Origin of the sequence: Pectobacterium cacticida, from assembly GCF_036885195.1 — a bacterium.
GTDB classification, from domain to species: domain Bacteria; phylum Pseudomonadota; class Gammaproteobacteria; order Enterobacterales; family Enterobacteriaceae; genus Pectobacterium; species Pectobacterium cacticida.
Window position 1 is genome coordinate 3,057,313 of the sequence record NZ_CP133656.1, and the last position, 22,485, is coordinate 3,079,797.

The window sequence follows — 22,485 nt, forward strand, 5'->3', positions numbered from 1 at the left end:
GCCGATTACTGATGACGGTCAGTGTACGGCAACAAAGACAAGTAACGCGCACGCTTGATAGCGCGGGCCAGCTGACGCTGGTATTTTGCACGAGTACCGGTGATACGGCTCGGAACAATCTTGCCGCTTTCAGTAATATAATTTTTCAGCGTAGCGATATCTTTATAATCAATCTCTACAACGCCTTCCGCGGTGAAACGGCAGAATTTGCGACGACGGAAATAACGTGCCATATGGCTAGTCTCCAGAATCTATCAATTCAATCTGCTCGGCATGTAACACTATCTTGCTCAGACCATTGCGCCCTTGATGGCAACTAATGAACCCGTGCACGGTAAGTTGCGTGCCGACCGTTATACTGTGGGTAACTGCTTGTGACGAAAATCCGCTGACAACCACGGGCATACGACACCATGCTTGCCGATTTAATCCAGCTTCCTCGCGCGTCGAGCGGTGCTCAAGCACAAACTGACAGTGAGGAATGCCTGACGGACTGACTCTACGCGTGGGCGTCTTGCATACGCTGCCGGACAACACCAGACGATTCGCCGTCACCACAGCAATTACTCTTCAGAATCCCCTGCATCCACATCATCGCCAGCTTCAGCGAAATCTTCACGACGCTCACGGCGTTCGTCTTTCGCTTTCACCATTGGAGATGCTTCGGTTACCGCGTGCTTAACGCGCATAACCATGCTGCGGATAACGGCATCGTTAAAGCGGAAGTTTGTTTCCAGCTCATCGATCACATCCTGCGGCGCTTCAACGTTCATCAGAACATAATGTGCTTTATGCAGTTTGTTGATCGGGTAAGCCAACTGACGACGGCCCCAGTCTTCCAGACGATGGATCGTGCCCTGCGCGCCAGTAATAGCAGCAGTATAGCGCTCGATCATGCCAGGAACCTGTTCGCTCTGGTCAGGATGAACCATAAATACGATTTCGTAATGACGCATCGAATTGCTCCTTACGGATTATTCAGCCTCCTGTCTGGGTCAACCGCGGCCCGTGGAGGCAAGGAACGTGTATGTGTGCGGCTGAAAAAATGACGCGTCAGTATAGTGCCCGACCGGAAAGAACACAAGGAAGAAGCCTATGCATTTTTCAACACGGCGTGATGCATACAATGGGGCCGACATTACAGCGCCCGCTGGAAAAAATCAGCGCCAGCCCGAAGCGCCGTCGGTGTAATACGGTGCCCCACACCCGGTTCGATCAGATAAGTCAGGTTGGTTAATTTATCTCGCACCTGTAAATCCTGATAAAGACGAACGCTTTCTGTCGCCGGCACCACGTCATCGGCGTCGCCATGCCACACCAGTAGCGGCCTATTAGCCAGCGCATCCAGACGCGTGCTGACATCATAATCTGCCAGTTTGGCCGCCAGCGCCTGCAATACGGCCTGATTTTTTTCGCTATCGGCCAGCACCGGAGGAAACAGCACGGACGATAAAGTAGAAAAATAGCCAGACCCCATAAACGCCGCGGCCGCAGTAATCCACGGGTAGCGGGCCATGCACCCGAGGGTACTCATACCTCCTAGCGACGCGCCGCAAACACCAATGCGTTCGCCGTCGATTAGGCCACGCTGGCGATACTCCGCTACATAGCCAGGAAGTTCCTCAATGTTAGTTTGCAGGATATCCCAGAAATGGCGCAACCGTTGCGCTTCATCGCCGTTATAACGCGCGCCGTGCATCGCGGCATCGGGCAAAATTACCCTGAACCCTGCCTCTGCCAACGCATAACCGAAATACGAATACACTTCTTTTGATGAGCAATACCCATGAAAGAAAAAAATCGTCGGCAGAGCATGCTTTCTGCATCCCGCTGGCACCGCATGAATCACATCAATGCCGCTGTCGAGTGTTTCCACTAACATTTCAACCATATGGCTCTCCTTCCCCCGATCATTAACCCGATGACGCGACAAGTGACTATAAATAACACCGAGAGGCGAACCCCATTCGCGTAATGGATATTTACACTCCGTGGTTAAGTTTTTTCCATTCACTGCCGTTAAAGCATGTAAAGCGAGACTAAGAGCCGATCCCAGTAGGCGTCATTGGCGCAGTCAGTTTGGTCACGGACAGCGCGCAGAAACCGGAGCGTACACGGAGTACGTAAGGATTTCGAGCACGGCCCTGGGCCAAAATGGCAAGCAAAATAGCCCTAATGGGATAGGGGCTAAAAACAACCTTATTATAAGAGACACGTGAATGTTGGGATTATCTTTTAAACACTGGGGTCTGGGTATAAAACTGTCCATCATCGCTTCGCTCAGTGTGGCGATACTTTTTATTGCATTCACCTTATCTCTCACCCGTTCCGCCGGTCATCAACTCAACACCCTCACGCTCAACGACATGCAGAGTCAGGTGAGTGGGGTTGCCGATATGGTTAACATGTACGACACCGGGTTACAGGCAGAGGTCAGTAATTATACGCGGTTAATGGCGAGTTTTCTGCCGACACGGTTTTATCTGGATACCGTTAACCGCACGCCTTTCGACCAAACCTCGCACCCAACGCTTAAAGCGGGCGACACGGTATTAAACCTCAACACCATCGTGCCGGATGACTTCCTGAGCCGTACCCAGGCACTTTCAACGATTTTTGTGCGAGATGGCGATGATTTCACGCGTATTACGACCTCGCTGAGAAAAGAGGATGGAACACGCGCGTTGGGAACCCAACTCGATCGCGCAAGCCCGGCCTACGCGCTCATGATAAAAGGTCAGACCTATAGCGGGTTGGCGACGCTATTCGGCAAGCAGTACATCACGCAATATCAGCCGATACGTGATAGCAATAATACGGTTATCGGCATTATGTTCGTCGGTGTCGATATCACTAAGCAGTTCACCCTTATGCAGCAGCGAATTTTGGCAAAGAAAATCGGTGAAAACGGCCACTTCTTCGTCATTAGCAGCAAGCCGGGGGAAGAAAGAGGTCGTTATCTATTTCATAACGACACGCTGAATAAGAAGGCTCTCGTTAATCAGCAGCCCAATTGGTCTGAGGGGGCGCTGGAACAGGTGCTGACTACCGCCAGCGGTACGCTGGAATATGACGACAATGCCTTACCAGAAACACAACGAACACAGGTAATGGTTTATCGCAGCATTCCGCAGTGGAACTGGGTGATTGTCGGTACGATCAGCAAAAATAGCCTGCTGTCGGCGGTTAACCATACCCGCAATCTATTCTTAGCGGGCGGGATCATTTTGGTCGTGCTTTTCGCCGCGTTCTTTTTCACGCTGACGCGCAAATGGCTGAGCCAACCACTGGAAAAAATTGTCAGGGTGGCGGAACAATTCTCTGCGGGGAATCTGACGGCAACGCTGTCTACTGACCGTACCGACGAAGTGGGCCGACTGATTAATGCGATGAATGGTATCGGTCAGGGGCTTACGACGATCGTATCGCAGGTGAGATCCGCGTCCGAAGAAATCAGTGCCAGCACCGATGCACTGGCGGCCGATAGCGAAAATATCAGCGGGCAGATTGCTCGTCAGGCCAGTAGCGTCGAAGAGACTTCCGCTAGCATGGAGCAGCTTTCTGCCAGTGTGAAACAAAACGCCGATAACGTCTCTGCCGCCAAGGCATTGGCGGAGCAGAGCGCGATGGCGGCACGTAATGGTAGCCAGACCGTCACCGATTCTGTTTCCACCATGAGCGACATTAAAAACTCATCGCAACGTATTGCCGATATCACAACCGTGATCGAATCTATCGCCTTTCAGACCAACATATTAGCGCTGAATGCGGCGGTTGAAGCGGCGCGTGCGGGTGAACACGGCAGAGGCTTTGCCGTGGTTGCCGCCGAAGTCCGCGCGCTGGCGCAACGCAGCGCGACCGCGGTAAAAGAAATTGAAACCCTAATTAATGAATCACTGGAAAAAATCGAAGCGGGATACCATTTCTCAGAGAAGACGCAGGCGGTCATGGACGACGTGCGCAACCGCATCTTGCAGGTCAGCACCATCGTTAACGATATTGATATCGCCTCGCGTGAACAGTCCGCCGGTATCGATCAGGTGAACACCGCGATGGTGCAGATTAGTCAAGCCACGCAGGAAAACACGCTTCTGGTCAACAACTCGGAAAACACGGCGCAAAATCTGCGTCAAAAAGGCCACCATCTCAGCGAACTGGTTGGCGTATTCCGTATTTAATCATCAGTAAGTTAACCATCAGTAAAGTATCTATATTTGTATGGCGACGCTGTTCCATCGGATAAAGGCGGATAAAATCACAGCGGCAATCTGGTAAAAGTCTTCAAAGGCGACGATTTCACGCTGGTCACGTCGCCGTGCCCGCCTGTAAGTTTTCCCTGTTAAAGAGCGTGCCATCAGCCTGATGATAGCGCTACACTCCCGCTATCTACTCCTGTCGGGCTGAAACGATGAACATCGTACGGATACTTTTCTTACCCTTAATACTGGTGCTGTCCGGCTGCCAAATCATACAAGGTAAGCCTGTAGCGGCACCGCCGCCCGCGGAGAAAGCGCTTGAAATTCGCTACGCGCAAACCGGCCAATTAGAAAAAATAGGGGCGATTTCTGTGAGCATGCGCGGAAACGCAGATGATGTCGATCGCGCCCTTCAACAGAAAGCCGATGCCTCCGGCGCACACTATTATGTGATTACACGCAAATCTGAGGCCACAAGATTCCCCGGTATGTGGTTCGCGCGCGCGGTGCTGTACCGCTGAATCAGCGAGACTGGTTGTCAAAACATGGTTGGCGAGGGTAGCGGACGAAAAAATACCGGGCAGATTCCCGGTATTGCCATACAACGGCAAATTAATACGACATACACGCCGCATTCAGCATCCCGCCACTGAGCGAGGCGGCACAGAGAAATGCGCCGGAGGCAACATCGTTATCCTGGATATGCTGGCTAAGACGCGGCATATATAAACGCACCACGAAATAGATCAGTAATTGCACCACCAACGCCACCACACCCCAGGTAATGTAATCCACCAGACTCACTGAATTAATCGCCGCACTGGAAAGTGGAATCACATAACCGATTAACGCGCCACCAAATCCAATGGCTGCCGTCGCATTGTTTTCTTTAATCAGCGTCCATTCATCATGCGGCGTCACACGGGTGTAAATGAAAAGAAAAGCCAACACCATGGCGAACCCAATAAAAAAATAAGATGCAAACGCTAGCAGGGCATTGATGATTAACATAAATTCCTCTTAATGAATAAAGGGTTCATCCGCCACGCTGGCGGACGGCTTCGAACAAACATACGCCCGTGGCTACAGACACGTTGAGCGAAGACACGCTGCCCGCCATTGGGATGCTGATTAATTCATCACAGTGCTCGCGCGTCAGGCGGCGCATGCCATCCCCTTCCGCGCCCATCACCAGCGCCAGCGGCCCGGTGAGCTTACTTTGATATAACGTATGATCCGCCTCCCCCGCCGTTCCGACGATCCAGATATTACGCTCTTGCAACTGGCGCATCGTCCGCGCCAGATTGGTCACGCTAATCACGGGAACCGTTTCTGCGGCGCCGCAGGCCACTTTCTTTACCGTCGCATTGAGTTGCGCAGAGCGATCGCGCGGCACGATCACCGCGTGTACCCCCGCACCATCCGCATTACGCAGACAGGCGCCCAAGTTATGTGGGTCGGTCACGCCGTCTAATATCAGTAAAAAAGGCGGCGAATCCAGCTTATCTAACAGCGCTGGCAAGTCATTTTCCTGATATTTCCGCCCTTCTTTGACCTTCGCCACGATCCCCTGATGCACCGCATCTTCAGCTTGTTTATCCAGCCATTGGCGATTTGCCACCTGAATAACGATACCTTGTGCTTCCAGCGCGGCAATAACCGGTTGCAGGCGACGATCGTCGCGTCCTTTGAGAACGAAGACTTCCTGAAAACGTTGCGGATCGCGCTCAAGCAACGCCTTAACTGCATGAATACCGTAAATAATTTCGCTCATTAATACTTTTCAACTTAACCATTACAGGCGGAGCCTGTTTAGTAGATATGTCCCTGGCACACCGCATTTGCACGCGGCACGTTGAGCCACCCATTTTACTCTGCGGACTTTTTATTGGCGCGCTTTGCCTTAGTTGCGGCAGCAATTTTCCGCGTTTTATCGGCATTCGTTTGCTTTTTGTCGCGGTTCTTTTTGGGTTTGGCTTTGGGATTTTCCGCTTTTGCTTTGCGATCGCTCTCTTTACGGAACGCGGCATCGGGCTCAAAATTCGCCGCTGGTTTACCCGCGCTGCGGCGACGACGGTTCGGCCTATCCTCACGCAATTCCGGCTTCTTCGCGCGGTCGCGGGCGGTTTTTCCTTCTCCCCGCACCTTACGTTTGCTGGAAATCAGCGCAAAATCGATGTTGCGCTCATCCATATGCACCGCCTCAACACGGATTTCCACTTCATCACCCAGGCGATAAACCTGACCGCGTGATTCGCCAATCAACCGCTGACCAATGTTATCGTAGCGGTAATAGTCATTATCCAGCGTGGAAACGTGTACTAATCCATCAATAAACAGATCCTTCAGGCGCACGAAGAAGCCAAAACCCGTTACGCTGGCGATAATTCCGGTAAAAACTTCCCCCACATGATCCTGCATAAAATCGCACTTCAGCCAATCCGCGACATCACGCGTGGCCTCATCGGCACGACGTTCTGTCATCGAACAGTGCATACCTAACTGTAGCATCTCGTTAATGTCGCTATGCCAGCCGCCCGTGGGCGTCCAACGCTCCTGGCGATCGCTCAACAAATATTTAATCGCACGATGTAGCGACAAATCAGGGTAACGGCGGATCGGCGAGGTGAAATGGCCATAGGACGTCAAAGCCAGACCGAAATGCCCGCGATTTTCCGGGTCGTAGACTGCCTGCTTCATTGAACGCAGCAGCATGGTTTGCAGCATTTCTCGATCGGGGCGTTCCGCCACCTCATTCATCAATTCCGCATAATCTTTCGGCTGTGGTTTCATGCCGCCTTTTAGCGTCAACCCCAACTCGCCTAGCACGCTGCGCAACGCTAATACATGGTCTTCACTCGGCCGATCGTGTACGCGGAATAACGCGGGCTCCTGGTTTTTCTCGACGAACTTCGCAGCAGAGATATTTGCCAGAATCATGCATTCTTCGATGAGTTTGTGCGCATCATTGCGCACCACGGCTTCGACCCGCTCGATACGACGCTCGGCGTTAAAAATAAACTTCGCTTCGTCGGTTTCAAAGGCGATACCACCACGCAGTTCACGCGCATGCTCCAACACCTTATACATACGGTGTAATTCTTCCAGCCCCCGCACCAGCGGCTTATACTGCTCGCGCAGTTCAGCGTCGCCTTGCAGAATATTCCACACTTTGGTGTAAGTCAGGCGCGCATGTGAACTCATCACGGCTTCATAAAACTTATAAGACGATAGTTTCCCCTGCGCCGAAACGGTCATTTCACACACCATACACAGGCGATCGACCTGCGGATTGAGCGAACAGAGTCCGTTGGATAATACTTCAGGCAGCATCGGTACCACCTGCGACGGAAAATACACCGAGGTGCCACGCGCCCGCGCTTCATGGTCTAGCGGCGTATTGGGGCGAACGTAATAGCTCACATCCGCTATCGCCACCCACAAGCGCCAGCCGCCGCCGCGTTTCGGTTCACAGTACACCGCGTCATCGAAATCGCGGGCATCTTCGCCGTCAATAGTGACCAGCGGCAACTTACGCAGATCGACGCGACCTTGCTTGGCGGATTCCGGCACGGTTTCGGACAGATCTTTCACCTGCTCTTCCACTTTCGGTGGCCAGGTATGCGGAATATCATGGGTGCGCAGGGCAATATCCACCGCCAGCCCGGTGCCCATATTGTCACCGAGGATCTCAACAATTTTGCCGACCGCCTTCGTACGGCGGGTCGCGCGCTGCGTCAACTCAACCACCACGACGAAGCCCATACGCGCGCCGTTAATTTCTTCTTTCGGAATCAGAATATCGAAACTCAAACGGCTGTCGTCCGGTACGACAAACCCGACGCCAGCATCGACAAAATAACGACCGACGATTTGGCCGGTACGCGGCTCAAGCACGCGCACAATGCGCGCTTCACGACGCCCTTTACGATCGGCACCCAGCGGTTGTGCCAACACCACGTCACCGTGAATTGCGCGCTTCATTTCTTCAGCGGACAAGTAAAGATCGTCTTTACGCCCTTCCACGCGCAGAAAACCATAACCATCGCGGTGGCCGATAACCGTTCCTCGCAGCAGGTCGAGTTTTTCCGGCAGCGCATAGCACTGGCGGCGGGTAAAAATAAGTTGGCCGTCGCGCTCCATAGCCCGCAGGCGGCGGCGCAGCGCTTCGAGATGTTCCTCGCTGGTAAGTTGCAGATCGGCGGCTAATTCTTCTCGGCTAATTGGGGTGTCGCGCTTGGCGATGTGCGCCAAAATATATTCGCGGCTGGGGATAGGTGATTCGTATTTTTCTGCTTCTCGTTCCAGAAATGGATCTTGTGACATTGCGGTTCCTCCGTTGTCATCAGCAGGAGGCTGAACAAAACTCATTCAACCAACAATAATTTATAGAGCGGTGAATTTTCTTTGACCATATCAGCCAGCGTGTATTGATCCAGCTCATACAGGAAATTTTGTACCGCTTTTTGCAGCACCGGCTTCAAACGGCAGGCTGGCGTAATGTGGCAAAAGTCATGGTTACAGTTGACCAACGTGAGCGGTTCCAGTTCGCGAACGACATCACCGATGCGAATAGTTTCCGCCGGTTTACCAAGGCGGATACCGCCGTTCTTGCCGCGCACGGCCATAACCAACCCGGCACGACTAAGTTGATTGATAATTTTGACCATATGATTGCGGGAAACGCCATACACTTCCGTCACTTCCGAAATGCTGGTCATTTTCCCGTTCGGCAATGACGCCATGTAAATCAGCGCCCGCAAGCCATAATCCGTGAAACTTGTTAACTGCACATAAACCTCGGATACCTCTGGGTATCATCGCTTGACGGATTGAAACCGTCTCCAAAAATAAAGGTAAAACGCTGAACGACAAATTGCCTGAAACTGGCTCAAAAAGCAAAATGCCCTACTCATAGCGTATAAACCAAACAGATAATAAACCAGCCCTAAACACCGCGGCTAATGATTTAGTTATTACCCCGCATTAAGGCGTTAAACAAACACAGCATAATAATGAAGACATCATCACCCCCGTCTCACTTTTAGTGCATTGCACCATGCTTAGCACACTTATGGTGCAGCATGGTTTTTAGTGCAAACGTAATTGTGCAACATGCACATATAACGACGTATCCTTTGCAACGTAACTTATCGATTTACTCGGTACAAAATCAGGCACGGTTATTGCTATTAACTGCTCGTCCAGTGGTGTTTTCTGGCGTTGAGATACCCCATCTCATCACTTTTTATTTTCAGCAAAACGCCCATTTTTATTCCAGAGGAAAGTCATATGTCAGAGCAAGGTGAGTTCCCACTCAGTGAAGCTCCCAAAGAGGGGCGCAAAGGATTACTGTCTATCTCCATGGTTTTATTCAGCTTTACCTTTTTTACCGGTACGATGTTTGCTGGCGGGAAGATCGGCGTTGCATTTACCATCGTCGATATGCTGTGGGTGGCGGTTATAGGCAACCTGTTATTGGCGATCTATGCCGCGTCACTCGCGCTAATTGCCGCGCGTAGCGGTCTAAACTCGGTACTAATGGGGCGCTTTTGCTTTGGTGAAATAGGTAGCCGTCTCTCGGATTTTCTGCTGGGTTTTGCCGAGCTAGGTTGGTATGCATGGGGCACCGCAACGCTTTCCATCTCGCTGGTCAAACTACTGGACTTACCCGACGGTGTCACCCTCCCGCTGATGGTTCTATTCGGGCTGGGCTTTTCCATCACGGCGTTGATCGGCTACAAAGGCCTGGATGTGTTGTCCCGCGTCTCCGTCCCGCTGATGTTCGTTTTACTCATTGTGTCAATGTGGATTGCCACGCATGACATCGGCGGTTGGCAGGGGCTAAAGGCCATTGAACCGTCGCAAACCATGACCTTCTCCGCCGCGATTACCATGGTGTTCGGCACATTCGCCAGCGGCGCAACGCAGGCCACGAACTGGACGCGTTTAGCGCGCAGCGGCCGCATCGCCGTTTCCGCCAGTTTCCTGAGCTTTCTTGGCGGCAATGGGTTGATGATCATAGCGGGCGCCTATTGCGCGATCGTTTACAAGCAGGCGGACATCGTCGGCGTCATGATGCTGCAAGGATTATCGATTGCCGCCGTGATTATGCTGTGCCTCAACCTGTGGACGATCCAGGGGCCAACCATTTACAACGTCTCCGCTGCCGCTTGTCATTTACTGCGTAGCAAACGGCGCCGTACATTAACATTGATAGGCGCGGTGACGGGGATCGTATTGGCCATCGGCGGCATGTATGAAATGCTGATCCCCTTTCTGATCTTGCTCGGTTCCATTATTCCGCCAATTGGCGGGGTGATCATGGCCGATTACTGGTTCCGCTATCGCGGCGCGTATCCGGCGATACAGCACACCGCCCTACCCCGATTTAATACCATAGGCCTCGGCGCCTATGCCATCGGCGCGCTACTGGCCTACTTTTCACCTTGGATTGCTCCATTGGTTGGGATCGCCGCTTCAGCGGCAAGCTATGTCGTGCTCTATGAGATCGCTAAACGCATGCGACCCAATGTCGCCGTTCAGGGAGAGTAACCATGAGCCTGACCGTGAGTGAAATCCTTGCGTTGCCCGGACTGGAGGACTTAACGCTACGGTCAGGAGCAGAACGCCTCCATCGTCCGGTACGCTGGTATTACGTTGCGGAGAATGAAGGCATTGCCGATTGGGTGATGGGGGGCGAACTGGTTTTTGTTACCGGCATTAACCATCCCAGAGATGAAAACAATCTGTTGCAACTGGTGCGAGAAGGCCATCAAAGCGGCATTGCCGGTTTAGTGATTTTAACCGGCGGCCCTTTCATTCATGCCATTCCGCCCTCCGTGGTGACATTAGCCGACCGGCTCGGTATTCCATTGATTGAACAACCCTATTTACTCAAAATGATCATTGTGACTCAGCGCATTGGCATCGCGCTGGCCCAGCGTGAAACAACATTACGTTCACAACGGGATATTTTATCGCAGTTATTGACTGGCGATTATCCTAGTCTGGATATCGCCAGCCAGCGCGCCAGCCACCTCCAGTTAATGCTCGATCGCCCGCACCGGGTGGTGGCGATGCGTCTTTCCGCTATCAAGGCGCTATTTGAGACTCACCCCCCAACCGCTGCCGAAGCGCAATTACAGTCAGCGCGACAATTGGTACAGCAACGTCTGGAAGAGCAGTTAGCAAAATTAGGCGATACCCTGCCGCTGGTGATGCTTGGCGACATGTTTATTCTCCTGTTACCTAACGACACGATGCCGTTTCACCACGGCAAAAAATGGCTGCAAAACGTGCAATCCGCACTGGGCGCCCCACTGCGTCCCTTGACGCTATTTAGCGGTATCTCATCCATTGTGAGCGCGGCGCCACACTATCGATCCGCACTCAGTGAGGCTCGCCGAGCGCTTGATGTTGCCGAAAGTATGCGCCCCGATAAAGGTATCTGTGATTATAACGAACTCGGCGTGCTCAAACTGCTCACGGCGATTCCCGATCAAAATCTGGTCACACAGTTTATGAAAGAGACTCTGGGGCATTTATTCGAGGCTCGCCGCAAAAAACCAACACAGCTACTGGAAACGCTGGATGCGGTATTGCAGGAAAATGGCAATCTCATTAAAGCCGCGGAACGGCTGGGCATTCACCGCAACACGCTCAACCTCCGATTACAGCGAATTGAACAACAATCAGGGCAGTCAATAAGCGATCCTCAATTTCGTCTCAACGCGACTGTCGCCTTACTTATCTGGCGCATGTCTAATGCGCAACAGCAGGAGTTTTTATGAAAATTATTAATGCCGCGCTTCGTCGCCAATCGGGGCTTTTCTCCATCAGCATCAATGACGGCTTAATTACGGCGATTGACGCGCAGCCTGAACCCGTAATAGCGCAGGAAAGCGACGATGTGATCGACGCCCAGCGTCAGTTAGTCATTCCGCCGCTGGTTGAACCGCATATTCATTTGGATGCCACGCTGACCGCCGGTGAACCCGAATGGAATATGAGTGGGACGCTGTTTGAAGGCATTGAACGCTGGGGGCAGCGTAAAGCCACCATCACGCATGAAGACACCAAACGGCGAGCGCACACCACCATTGGCATGCTGCGCGATCACGGCATTCAGCACGTTCGCACACACATTGATGTCACCGATGCCAGCCTGGCCGCTCTCCACGCCATGCTGGAAGTCAAGCAGGAAGCACGCCACCTGATCGACTTACAAATTGTCGCGTTCCCGCAGGAAGGCATTGAATCTTTTGCCAACGGGCGCCAGTTGATGACGCAAGCGATCGAACTGGGCGCTGACGTTGTCGGCGGCATTCCCCATTTTGAGAACACCCGCGATCAGGGCGTCAGTTCTATCAAATTCCTGATGGATCTGGCAGAACGCACTGGCTGTCTGGTTGATGTGCACTGTGACGAAACCGACGATGCGCAATCCCGCTTTCTCGAAGTGTTAGCAGAAGAAGCGCGGGTGCGCGAGATGGGGCACTTGGTCACCGCCAGCCATACGGTCGCGATGGGGTCTTACGATGATGCGTATTGCTACAAGCTTTTCCGCCTGCTCAAAATGTCGGGGATCAGTTTCGTTTCCTGCCCAACGGAAAGCATCCATCTACAAGGGCGCTTTGATTCGTACCCCAAACGGCGCGGCGTGACGCGCGTGGCTGAACTCGATCGCGCGGGGATGAATGTCTGTTTCGGACAAGATTCCATAAAAGACCCATGGTATCCACTCGGCAATGGCAACATTTTGCGCGTACTGGATGCCGGGCTGCATATCTGCCACATGATGGGCTATGAGGACCTGCAACGCAGCCTGGATTTCGTTACGGATAACAGCGCCAAAGCGATGAACTTAGGCGAAGGATACGGCATCGCCATCGGTCGCCCGGCGAATCTGGTGATACTGGATGCAGAAAACGATTATGAAGTGATACGCCGTCAGGCCAAAGCCCGCCTATCGATTCGCCACGGTAAGGTCATCCTACGCCGCACGCCGGAACAGTTGCATTATCCGGCCTAAATGCCGCTGCTCCCTTGGTCAATCCGTGGGGAGCTTATCGACCTCCCAGCATGGGGAAAACACGTTTTCCCCATGTCATTTCCGGAGTCAGCGCCGGTCTCAGCCTCCAGCCTATTGCGCGTTGTCAGGCGATACCGACAGCCGCGCCTCACGTCGTGTACACCGTTCTTCGCGTAATAGGGAGCAAGCTTCAGAAATACGCTGGCAGGCTTGCGTCAGCAACCCATCATCTACCGCATAGGCGATACGCAAATAGCCCGGCATCCCAAATGCGGAACCGTGTAATACAGCCACCTGAGTTTGTTCCAACAGCCAGTTCGCCAGCCCGCTGTCGTCGAGAAGGGTCTCGCCGGTGGGCGTCACGCGCCCCATGAGCTTCTGGCAGTTGGCAAACACATAAAACGCCCCTTGCGGGGTGCTGGCGCTCAGGCCATCGGTGGCGGCAATCATTTCCAGCACCTGCTGGCGGCGTTTATCCAACGTGCGCAGCCAGCCGTCGAAGAAATCCGCCGCATGGCTAAGGGCCGCGACCGCTGCCGCCTGCGAAATGCTGCTGGGATTGGAAGTGCTTTGCGATTGCAGGATCTGCATGGCGGCGATCAGCCATTGCGGGCCGCCCGCATAGCCCAGACGCCAGCCGGTCATGGCGTGACTTTTGGAGACACCATTCACCGTCAAGGTGCGCGCGACTAGCTGCGGCGCGGCCTGGGCAAAGGTGGTGAACGGCGTGTTGTCGTAGCGCAGCGGCTCATAAATGTCATCGGCCAGCACCAGCACCTGTGGGTAATCCGCCAATACTGTTGCCAGTGCGCGTAGCTCCTGCTCGCTGTAGATTGCCCCGGTCGGGTTGCCCGGCGAGTTCAGGATCAACCAGCGCGTTGATGGGGTGAGCGCGGCGGTCAGTTGTTCTGGCGTCAGCTTCCAGCCGTTTTGCTCATCACAAGGCACTATCACCGGTTCGCCATCGGCCAACCGCACCATATCGGGGTAGGAGACCCAGTAGGGCGCGGGAATAATCACCTGCTGCCCGGCGTCCAGGGTAGCCAGAAAGGCATTGAAAATAAGCTGTTTGGCGCCACTCCCAGCGATGATCTCATTCGGGCGATAGTGCAACTGGTTGTCGCGGGCGAACTTGGCCGCAATGGCCGACTTCAACGCTGCGGTGCCGGAAACGGCGGTATACTTAGTCTGGTGCTGCACGATAGCTTCAATGCCCGCATAGCTAATATGGGCCGGGGTAGCAAAATCCAGTTCCCCTTCGCCCAGGTTGATGACCTGCTTGCCTGCGGCTTCCAGTGTCCGTACCTGATCAGAAATTGCCGCTGTCGGTGAAGGGCGTACGGATTGCATCCGACGGGCGATGTGACTGTTATTCATAAATCCTCTTTTGTATCTAATGATTCAATTAATACAATTAGGCACCCAGCATCAGCAGGAAACTCGCCGTGTCACCGATCTTTATTCTCGATAATACCGCTGTGCCCGCCCGCTACGGCATTACCGCCAGCCTGTGGGCCAATCGTCTTGGGTTGCCCCTCTGGAGCCTTCGCCCCGACTTCGCCGGGGATGTCCCCGACAGTCACCAGCACGTGATTCGTGCGGGGTATTGCGTCACCAGCGGCCTCTGGCGCAGTGATACGCTGCGTGAAGAGGTGCGCGATATCGCCAGCCTGCCTGAATCGGACGCCGTCATCGTGCTGGCGTCTTCACAAGCGCCGCTTATTGCCGATCTGCCCGGCCAACGACTTTACAGCGACGACAGCAACCACCGTCTGACGCTCAGCGACGGGCAACAGACCTTGTTGGACCTCAGCGCCGACCGCTATGGCCGTTGGGATGCCAAAGCACCGCCGTCCACCGGGTCATCCTTGCGCATCGCGCTGATTGGCCGCGAGGCGGACCACCGTCTGGTCTATCCCGCCACACTCGGCTCACTGGGTGATGCCGCCACGTCGCTGGGGCTGAACCTAAGTGTCCATTTCCTGGCACCGGCCAGCCTGTCCGCCGGGTTGCGTGACGTTCACGGCTTCCAAGGCGTGGTGCTGCCGGGTGGTTCCTCGATGGCGGCCGTCAACGGGCAAATCCGCGTGGCGGAAGAGACGATCGCGACCGGTCAGCCTACGCTGGGGCTGTGCCTGGGCATGCAGAGCATGATGACCGCCGCCGTGCGCCAGCGTCCGGGTTTTGAATCGGCTATTCCAGCGGAAGTCGCTCCGGATGCAGCCCTGCACAGCTTTGTTCCCTTTGCCGATGGCCGCCATCGCTGTGGCGTCTTCCCCTTTTCCTCCAGACTTATCCCCGGCGATATCCGCGAAATGCACTACAACCATCGCTACTGCTTTAACACCGACTTACTGCCAGAGCTGTATTCCAGCGGGGTCAGGGTGAGTGCGCAAACCGACGATATCGTGGAAGCCATTTCCCGGCCGGGCCTGCCGTTCTGGCATGGGGTTCAGGGGCATCCGGAACTGATGTCCCGCCCAGATGCGCCCCATCCGCTGTTTGTCGCGTTTTTACAGGCGGCGCTTAACGCGCCAGCGTAACGCCGCTGCGACGGTCGCTGGCAAGCGCCTGCATCACGCGGGTTAACTCTGCCAGCGCCGCGTCGCCGATCGGTTTTAACGGGGCGCGTACGGTACCGCCGTTAAAGCCACGCAGCGCCATCGCCGCTTTCACCAGTTGCGGTTGCCCGTGTTTGCGTGCCAGCGCCCGGTAGTCGTACCACAACTGATGCAAATCGCGGGCAGTAGCGGCATCGCCCTGTTCCACGGCGCGGAAAGTATTGATGATCAACTCCGGCAGCGCGCCGCTGTTGGTGGTGCTGATGCCGTCAAACCCGGCCATCATCGGCCCAAGGAACGCCAGATCCGAGGCACAGAACAGGCGCAGACGCCCGCGCAGGCGGTTGGCAATCTGGTCGATGGCGGTAGGGTTGAGATCGCCCTGCTTGATGCCGACCACATTCGGGATCTCTGCCAGCCGTTCCAGCAGCGCCGGGGAGAGCGTAATACCGATGCCCGGCGCGTTATACACCAGGATGCCGGTTTGGGATAATGGGGCCATCTCTTTGAAATAGCTGACGATTTGCTCATCAGTGATTTCGCTAACAAAGGGCGCGGTGACCATCGGCAGGCCGCCCAGATCGCTTGCCAGAATGGTCAGCTCGCGAGCATCGCGCGGGTCGGCGCTGGCGCTGCACAGCATCACCGCCACGCGGTCATCCACGCAGGCCATCACTTCATGAAACAGCTCGCGGCGCTCTTCGACGGTCATCACTGGGAACTCGCCGTAGGTGCCGCCAATCAGCAGGCCGTCATACCCTAAGCCAATCACGCGTTCAATGTTTTCACGCAGGGCCGGGAAGTCGATCGCACCGCTGGCGTTAAATGGGGTCACGGTGATATTGAAAATGCCCCGCAGGCGTTCACGGCACTCATTGATATCTTTCATCTTTCTTTCCTTACAGCAGGGTTAATGGGCGAGCCAGGGAACCTAACTGGCGATATCCGGTTTCAGTCACCACCACGGTTTCACTGACGCCGACGGTGAATTGACCGTAAATGCGCAGGGCTGGGGGAATATGGAAAGTCATGCCCGGTTGCAGCTCGGTGGTGACGCCGCTGTACAGGCTGAGAATGCCGCCTTCGCCCCAGTCCGGCGCAAAGGCGACGCCGATGGAGTAGCCGGTGCGTTTTTTGAAATTTTCCGTGAACCCGGCGCGATCGATCACCTTCTGGCAAGCCAGATGCGGCGCTTCGCAGGTAGCGCCCGGACGAATGGCGTCGAGGGCGGCCTGTAGGGCTTCCTGACATACTTTCTCCATTTCGATGGCGATAGCGGGCGGGCGGCCCAGCCAGGCGGAGCGCATCATGGCCGCGTGGTAGCGATCATGGGCGGCAGACATCTCCAGAAATACCGGATCGTTATCCTGCATCACTCGACGGCGCCAGGTGCCGTGCGGCACACCGCTGCGCGGGCCGGTGGAGACCAGCGGTTCCATGCCGACATACTCAGAACCCGCGGCAATGGCGGCTCCCATCATCGCAGAAACCAACGCGTTTTCGTCCGCGCCGCAGCGAATCGCCGTGATGCCAGCGCGCATCCCCGCATCCACATAGCGTGCGGCGGTGGCGATTTTTTCCACCTCAGCGGCCGATTTCACCGCACGCAGCGGTTCAATGACGCCTGCCGTATCGGCAATCGCGCCGAGTTTTGACTGCAAGGCTTCATATACGGCAATCGGCAGGAACCAGCCGCGTTTGTCCAGCCCGATGCGTTTGTGGAGCCAGCCGCGCTGTTGCAGCATGCCCACCAGGAAATCCACCGGGTTGTCGCCATCCTGGTAGATGGCGGCGTCAGAAATAAAGGTGTTGGCGATAAAGTTAAAATATTCGAGTTGGCGAATCACAAACACCGGCTCCCCTTCTACGGGCAGTAACAGCGCCTGAAAGGTGTAATAGCCCGGTGTTTGCTGACCGGTAAGCCAGAAGATATTTTCCGGCCCGGTAACAATCATGACGTCCACGCCCGCGCTGCTTAAGCGTTCACGGGTACGTCGCATGCGTTGAGCATATTCGTCGGCGCTAAAGGCGGACTCACTGCCCTGAATCACATTGTTAACATCTTGCATCACTAAACTCCTGGAGTAAGGTGGCCCGCGCGGCATTGAACTGCACGCCCAGACCGGGAGAATCGTTGACGGCGACCCGACCATTGCGGTATTCCAGCCCGCTGACCGGATCGTCAGTTAATCCATCGGCGCCATACAGTTCGGCAAACGCCGGTTGCACCACACGGCACAACTGGAGCGCGGCGGCGGTGGCAGCATGCCCTTCATTCATCTGGCCGACCATAAAGGGCACGCTTGCGGCTTTGAGTCGTTGTGCTGCCGCGAGCGTGGGGGCGATCCCGCCTAGCTTCACCAGCTTGAGATGCCCCCACAGCGCACCGTTGGCGGCGATCAGCCGGGTAATGGCGGCCTCGCTGTTAAGGCTTTCGTCGAGCATGACCGGGATGCCGTAGTCGTACAGTTGTGCCAGCTGGCTGTCGTTCGCCGGGCTAAGCGGCTGCTCGATATAGCTCAGGTCCAGCTCGCGCAGACGGGGAAACGCCGCGTGGGCTTGGGCCAGCGACCACTGGCCGTTGACGTCAATCGCCAGCGAAATCTGCTGACTAAACCGCTGACGCAATTTTTGCAAGCGAGCCAGGTCGGTGGCGAAATCCGCCACCCCCGTGCGTAACTTCAACTGGGTGAAACCTCTGTCAACATAGCGCTGCGCCTGTTCCAGCATCTGCGTCTCGCTGCCCCAGAACAGGGTCTGATTAGTGTGCCAGGCGGGCAAGCCAACTTGCGCTCCCAGCCAGGCGGCAACGCTCACCCCCTCCTGACGGGACAGAAGATCGTGCAACGCCATATCCAGCACCATGCGCGACGGGGCCAGCAGCGTGCTGTCAGGGGCATGCACCCGCTCCAGCAGTGCGGCAGGTTCCTGATGCCAGTCCCAGCTAGTGAGTATGTCCAGCAGGTTGTGCAGCACCTGCTCTTCGCTATAACCATGCAGGTAGCGAATGTTGAGCCGCACTTCGCCGATCCCCGTCACGCTCCGGTCCTCCAGGCGCAGCCAGAGGGTGTCGAGCGCCGTCACCGCGCCAGACGCGGCGGTATGCAGCGTCACCCCGGCGTAGTGCAGGTCGCCGCGAAAGAGCTGCGCTTTCATAACCCAGACTCCGGCGACAACATGGCGAGGGCAATATCAATGTAGATATGCGCCGCGGCGAGAAACTCATCAATGGGGACAAACTCGTCCGGTTTGTGGGCCACCGCCAGCGAACCGGGGCCAATCACCACGCCTTTGGCACCCAGCGAACGGAAATGCACCAGGTCGCAGCCGCCCTGAAAACCAAACGGACCGGGTTCGCTCTGCCCGTGCCGGCGGCAGGCGGCGAGGCTTTGCTCGACAATGGCTTCGCTGCTGTCGGTTTGCGTTGCGCCGCCGGTGGTAGGCTGCCAGGCGATAATTTCGGCTTCCACACCTGCGTGAGCGTGCGCATGGTCGAGCAGCTGTTGCAGTTCGGCTTTAACCACCGCTTCGTCTTCGCCCGGCACCATGCGGCGGTCGAGCAGCAGTTCACAGCTATCCGGCACTACGTTGTCCGCGTGACCGCCGTGGATACGCGTCACCGTCAGGCTGGCGTTGCCCACCAGCTCGTGGCAGCGACAGCGCACCTGCTGGTAGTGGGCCTCTTCGATCAGCCCCAGCAGACGCGCGGACTGGTAAATCGCGTTGACCCCCAGCTCCGGCGTGCCAGAGTGCGCGGTGACGCCTTTGACCCGCACGCGCGGACGCAGGCTGCCTTTATGGGCGGAGAAGGTGGCATTCGAGGTCGGCTCGCCAATCACCGCGAAATCAATCGCCGGTGGGTTATCACGCACATAGTATTTCGCCCCTTCGCTGGCGACCTCTTCATCGGCGGTGAACACCCCCATCAGGGTGCCGGACCACCGCTGACGGTTAGCGGCCAGCCAGCGCAGGGCTTCCACCATCGCCACCAGCGGGCCTTTGGCATCGCAGGCGCCGCGCCCATACAAGCGGCCATCGCGTTCGGTGAGCGTAAAGGGATCGCTGGCCCAGCCGCTGCCCGCCGGCACGGTATCGATATGGGTGTTAAAGGCGAAACACGGCCCCGGCCCGTTATGCAGGACAGCGATAACGTTGGTACGCCCCGGTGCGTATTCGCTAAAAGAGAGATCGAACCCGGCGGTAAGCAGCCAGCCTTCCAGACACTCGGCGGCTTCCCGCTCATGGCCCGGTGGGTTTTCTGTATTGATGGCAACCAGCGTCGCTAAGTCCTTTTTCATGCGTGCGCTGTCAACCTGGTAACTGGACATAGGAACTCCGTGATTAATGTAATATTTGCGTCAGGAAGCGCTGTGCGCGCTCACTGACATTGCCAGCGAAGAAATCACTGGTGTTGGCGCGATCGATAATTTCGCCGTCTTCCATAAACAGAATTTTGTTGGCGGCCCGGCGGGCGAAGCCCATCTCGTGGGTCACCACCATACTGGTCATCCCTTCTGCACTGAGCTCTGCCATTACTTCCAGCACTTCGCGGATCATCTCCGGGTCAAGCGCCGATGTGGGTTCGTCGTAGAGCATCAGTTCGGGCTTCATCGCCAAGGCGCGGGCAATCGCCACGCGCTGCTGCTGACCGCCGGAAAGTTCATCTGGAAAGTGGTCTGCGCGTTCGTTGATGCGCACTTTCGCCAGCAGGTTGTCCGCCAGCTTGCGGGCCTCAATGCGGTTCATTCCCAGCACCGTCATCGGGGCCAGCATGATGTTTTCCGCCGCCGTCAGGTGCGAAAACAGCTCGTAGTTTTGGAACACCATACCAATGCGCTGACGTAGTTTGTGCACCGGCACTTCGCCCCGGCTGATGTGCTGGCTGGCGAAGAACACGTCGCCGCTGTCGGCTGGCGAGAGCATGTTGACGCAGCGCAACAGGGTGGATTTGCCCGAACCGGAGGGGCCAATCAGCACCACGGTTTCACCCTTTTGCACCTCAAGAGAGCAATTCTTGAGCACGGTCTGGCGACCAAAGGTCTTATCAATGCCGATCATCTCCAGCAACGGTTTCTCGCTCATGGTGCCTCCCGGGCGGTTTTCGGTAATTTAAACAGGCGGCTCAGTCGCATCTGGCCCTTGCCGCGACGCTGTTTGGGATCCAGCGCGCTTTCCAGCCAGGACTGGAAAATCATGAACAGCGTCGTGAGCAGCAGGTAATAGATGCCCGCGGCGCACAGCGCCTCGAAATAGCGGAAGCTGGCGCTGGCGGTTTGGTTGGCGACCAGCAGCAGTTCCTGAACGGCGATCACCGAGACCAGCGCGCTCGATTTCAGCATGCTGATCATCTGGTTACCCATCGGCGGCAGCACGATGCGCGCGGCCTGAGGCAGCACGATCTTGCGCATGATCTGCCCGTTGGTCATGCCGAGCGCCATACCGGCAGTGCGCTGGCCGCTTTTCACCGCCTGCAAGCCAGAGCGCAGTATTTCCGCCATGTAGGCGCCTTCATTGAGCGAAAGCGCCAACACGGCACAGGTAAACGCGGAGAAACGTAAGCCGAAGCTTGGCAGCACGTTGTAGACAAAGATTATCTGGAATAACACTGGCGTTCCGCGAAACAACCACAGATAGAAAAAGGCCAGCCCCTTCCCGGCGCGGAATGGCGCTTCCTGCAACAGCGCCAATACCAGACCCAGTACCACGCCACACAACAGTGAGCAGAGCGTAATAAGCAGCGTCATCCACGCCCCGTGGATGAATCCAGGCGAGAGGAAGTACTGCCACATTAATTCGATCGACATAGCTTTCTCCGGTTAATGGCAAAACGGGTTAGAAAAGGGCAACGGAGTCAGGGAAGTTCCATTTCTCAATCAGTTGCTGGTAGGTGCCATTTTTGACGAGGCTCTGGAGACCTTTCTCCAGCAGGGCGTGGGTAGCGGTATCGCCTTTACGCACGGCAAACGCGATGTGGGTATCGGCCTCGAACTCCTCCCCTACGGCTTCGAATATGCCTGCTTTTTCGGTTAACAGGGCGACGGTGCCCGGCGTGGAAAGGAACTCGGCATCCGCTCGGCCCTGAGCGACGGCGACGGCTGAGTCGGTGGCGGCCGGGAAGGTCATCACGTTAATGGCCGGTTTTTTGGCGTCCAGACAGCGCTGGTTGTCTGCCCGGGCCTGACTTTCTTCGATCCCGCCCAGCGTCACGGCGATATTTTTGCCGCACAGGCTCAGGTCACGTCCGGTGATTTTTTGCGGATTGCCTTTTTTCACCACCACACGACTACCGATTTTCAGGTAGGGCACAAAATCGACCTGTGCGGCACGGGTAGCGTTGACATACATCGCGGAGTTGATGATATCGAGACGTTTACCCTGTAATGCTGGAATGAGCCCTTTAAATTCCATTGGCATCGGTACAGGCGTCAGATTGACTTCCTTACTCAAGGCGTTAATCAGATCGATATCAAAGCCGGTGAGCTTACCCTCTTTCACAAATTCAAACGGCATAAAGGTAGCCGCCGTACCGTAGGTCAGTTTGCCGGGGGCGATGGTTTCCACCGCCGCCTGGCTTACCAATGGGAGGGCGGTCAGCGCGAACATCAGGGTGCGCACGTGGCGAAACAGTAAAGAATAGCTGGACATTGTCGTCTCCTGGTTAAGGCACAAATTGAATTTAATGAGTCAATAAATA

At 55.7% G+C, this 22,485-nt stretch carries 21 protein-coding genes and 1 pseudogene; 6 read left to right on the forward strand and 16 right to left on the reverse strand.

The window, feature by feature from the left end:
- Window positions 1-5: 5 nt before the first annotated feature.
- The 4 genes from rpsR to yjfP all read right to left on the reverse strand — a co-directional run bounded on the left by rpsR (window position 6) and on the right by yjfP (window position 1,891).
- Entirely contained in the window at window positions 6-233 is a 228-nt protein-coding gene (gene rpsR, locus RFN81_RS14000; protein WP_005974788.1) for a 30S ribosomal protein S18, read from the reverse strand.
- A gap of 4 nt (window positions 234-237) precedes the next feature.
- A complete protein-coding gene (gene priB, locus RFN81_RS14005) occupies window positions 238-558 on the reverse strand; it encodes a primosomal replication protein N (RefSeq protein WP_264496402.1) in 321 nt (106 codons plus the stop codon).
- Between the two features lie 5 nt (window positions 559-563).
- Window positions 564-956: a 30S ribosomal protein S6 gene (gene rpsF / locus RFN81_RS14010; RefSeq protein WP_264496403.1), complete on the reverse strand. Its 393-nt coding sequence runs from the start codon at window positions 954-956 to the stop codon at window positions 564-566.
- Between the two features lie 182 nt (window positions 957-1,138).
- Window positions 1,139-1,891, reverse strand: coding sequence for an esterase (yjfP, locus tag RFN81_RS14015; RefSeq protein ID WP_264496404.1), 753 nt, complete (start codon window positions 1,889-1,891; stop codon window positions 1,139-1,141).
- A gap of 328 nt (window positions 1,892-2,219) precedes the next feature.
- Here yjfP and RFN81_RS14020 point away from each other — a divergent pair, with 328 nt between their 5' ends.
- Both RFN81_RS14020 and bsmA read left to right on the forward strand, forming a co-directional pair.
- Complete coding sequence (locus RFN81_RS14020; protein ID WP_264496405.1) at window positions 2,220-4,178, forward strand: methyl-accepting chemotaxis protein; 1,959 nt, start codon at window positions 2,220-2,222, stop codon at window positions 4,176-4,178.
- 230 nt (window positions 4,179-4,408) lie between these two features.
- Window positions 4,409-4,717 (forward strand): biofilm peroxide resistance protein BsmA, encoded by a 309-nt coding sequence (bsmA, locus tag RFN81_RS14025; protein WP_264496406.1) that lies wholly within the window; start codon window positions 4,409-4,411, stop codon window positions 4,715-4,717.
- A 91-nt stretch (window positions 4,718-4,808) separates the two neighbouring features.
- On the opposite strand, the gene RFN81_RS14030 is transcribed toward bsmA, so the two are convergent.
- The 4 genes from RFN81_RS14030 to nsrR all read right to left on the reverse strand — a co-directional run bounded on the left by RFN81_RS14030 (window position 4,809) and on the right by nsrR (window position 8,989).
- Complete coding sequence (locus RFN81_RS14030) at window positions 4,809-5,207, reverse strand: DUF350 domain-containing protein (protein WP_264496407.1); 399 nt, start codon at window positions 5,205-5,207, stop codon at window positions 4,809-4,811.
- 25 nt (window positions 5,208-5,232) lie between these two features.
- Window positions 5,233-5,970, reverse strand: coding sequence for a 23S rRNA (guanosine(2251)-2'-O)-methyltransferase RlmB (rlmB, locus tag RFN81_RS14035; RefSeq protein ID WP_264496408.1), 738 nt, complete (start codon window positions 5,968-5,970; stop codon window positions 5,233-5,235).
- A 95-nt stretch (window positions 5,971-6,065) separates the two neighbouring features.
- On the reverse strand, window positions 6,066-8,522 hold the full coding sequence (gene rnr / locus RFN81_RS14040; protein ID WP_264496409.1) for a ribonuclease R: 2,457 nt from the start codon (window positions 8,520-8,522) through the stop codon (window positions 6,066-6,068).
- A gap of 41 nt (window positions 8,523-8,563) precedes the next feature.
- A complete protein-coding gene (gene nsrR / locus RFN81_RS14045; protein WP_264496410.1) occupies window positions 8,564-8,989 on the reverse strand; it encodes a nitric oxide-sensing transcriptional repressor NsrR in 426 nt (141 codons plus the stop codon).
- A 499-nt stretch (window positions 8,990-9,488) separates the two neighbouring features.
- Here nsrR and codB point away from each other — a divergent pair, with 499 nt between their 5' ends.
- Genes codB through codA form a run of 3 tightly spaced genes read left to right on the forward strand, consistent with a single transcriptional unit; the run spans window position 9,489 to window position 13,230 of the window.
- The gene (gene codB / locus RFN81_RS14050) at window positions 9,489-10,751 is read left to right on the forward strand and encodes a cytosine permease (RefSeq protein WP_264496411.1); all 1,263 of its coding nucleotides are present in this window, start codon (window positions 9,489-9,491) and stop codon (window positions 10,749-10,751) included.
- 2 nt (window positions 10,752-10,753) lie between these two features.
- Complete coding sequence (locus RFN81_RS14055; RefSeq protein WP_264496412.1) at window positions 10,754-11,989, forward strand: PucR family transcriptional regulator; 1,236 nt, start codon at window positions 10,754-10,756, stop codon at window positions 11,987-11,989.
- On the forward strand, window positions 11,986-13,230 hold the full coding sequence (gene codA / locus RFN81_RS14060) for a cytosine deaminase (RefSeq protein ID WP_264496413.1): 1,245 nt from the start codon (window positions 11,986-11,988) through the stop codon (window positions 13,228-13,230). Before RFN81_RS14055 ends, codA begins: the two co-directional genes overlap by 4 nt.
- A 171-nt stretch (window positions 13,231-13,401) precedes the next feature.
- Here the strand turns inward: codA and RFN81_RS14065 are convergent.
- Window positions 13,402-14,607: pseudogene (locus RFN81_RS14065) on the reverse strand (pyridoxal phosphate-dependent aminotransferase); the annotation flags it as partial.
- 68 nt (window positions 14,608-14,675) lie between these two features.
- Between RFN81_RS14065 and RFN81_RS14070 the strand changes: the two are divergent.
- Window positions 14,676-15,773 carry a glutamine amidotransferase-related protein gene (locus tag RFN81_RS14070; protein ID WP_264496415.1) on the forward strand — a complete coding sequence of 366 codons (1,098 nt, stop codon included), beginning with the start codon at window positions 14,676-14,678 and terminating at the stop codon, window positions 15,771-15,773.
- Here the strand turns inward: RFN81_RS14070 and RFN81_RS14075 are convergent.
- Genes RFN81_RS14075 through RFN81_RS14105 form a run of 7 tightly spaced genes read right to left on the reverse strand, consistent with a single transcriptional unit; the run spans window position 15,757 to window position 22,436 of the window.
- On the reverse strand, window positions 15,757-16,680 hold the full coding sequence (locus RFN81_RS14075) for a dihydrodipicolinate synthase family protein (RefSeq protein WP_264496416.1): 924 nt from the start codon (window positions 16,678-16,680) through the stop codon (window positions 15,757-15,759). The two genes, RFN81_RS14070 and RFN81_RS14075, sit on opposite strands and share 17 nt — an antisense overlap.
- Before the next feature lie 10 nt (window positions 16,681-16,690).
- Complete coding sequence (locus RFN81_RS14080) at window positions 16,691-17,860, reverse strand: M24 family metallopeptidase (RefSeq protein ID WP_264496417.1); 1,170 nt, start codon at window positions 17,858-17,860, stop codon at window positions 16,691-16,693.
- Window positions 17,847-18,947 (reverse strand): mandelate racemase/muconate lactonizing enzyme family protein, encoded by a 1,101-nt coding sequence (locus tag RFN81_RS14085; RefSeq protein WP_264496418.1) that lies wholly within the window; start codon window positions 18,945-18,947, stop codon window positions 17,847-17,849. The genes RFN81_RS14080 and RFN81_RS14085 overlap by 14 nt, the downstream gene beginning before the upstream one ends.
- A complete protein-coding gene (locus tag RFN81_RS14090; RefSeq protein ID WP_264496419.1) occupies window positions 18,944-20,119 on the reverse strand; it encodes a M20 family metallopeptidase in 1,176 nt (391 codons plus the stop codon). The genes RFN81_RS14085 and RFN81_RS14090 overlap by 4 nt, the downstream gene beginning before the upstream one ends.
- Before the next feature lie 13 nt (window positions 20,120-20,132).
- Entirely contained in the window at window positions 20,133-20,873 is a 741-nt protein-coding gene (locus RFN81_RS14095) for an amino acid ABC transporter ATP-binding protein (protein WP_264496420.1), read from the reverse strand.
- A complete protein-coding gene (locus RFN81_RS14100) occupies window positions 20,870-21,595 on the reverse strand; it encodes an amino acid ABC transporter permease (protein ID WP_264496421.1) in 726 nt (241 codons plus the stop codon). The genes RFN81_RS14095 and RFN81_RS14100 overlap by 4 nt, the downstream gene beginning before the upstream one ends.
- 28 nt (window positions 21,596-21,623) lie before the next feature.
- Window positions 21,624-22,436 carry an ABC transporter substrate-binding protein gene (locus RFN81_RS14105; protein WP_264496422.1) on the reverse strand — a complete coding sequence of 271 codons (813 nt, stop codon included), beginning with the start codon at window positions 22,434-22,436 and terminating at the stop codon, window positions 21,624-21,626.
- Between the last annotated feature and the right edge of the window lie 49 nt (window positions 22,437-22,485).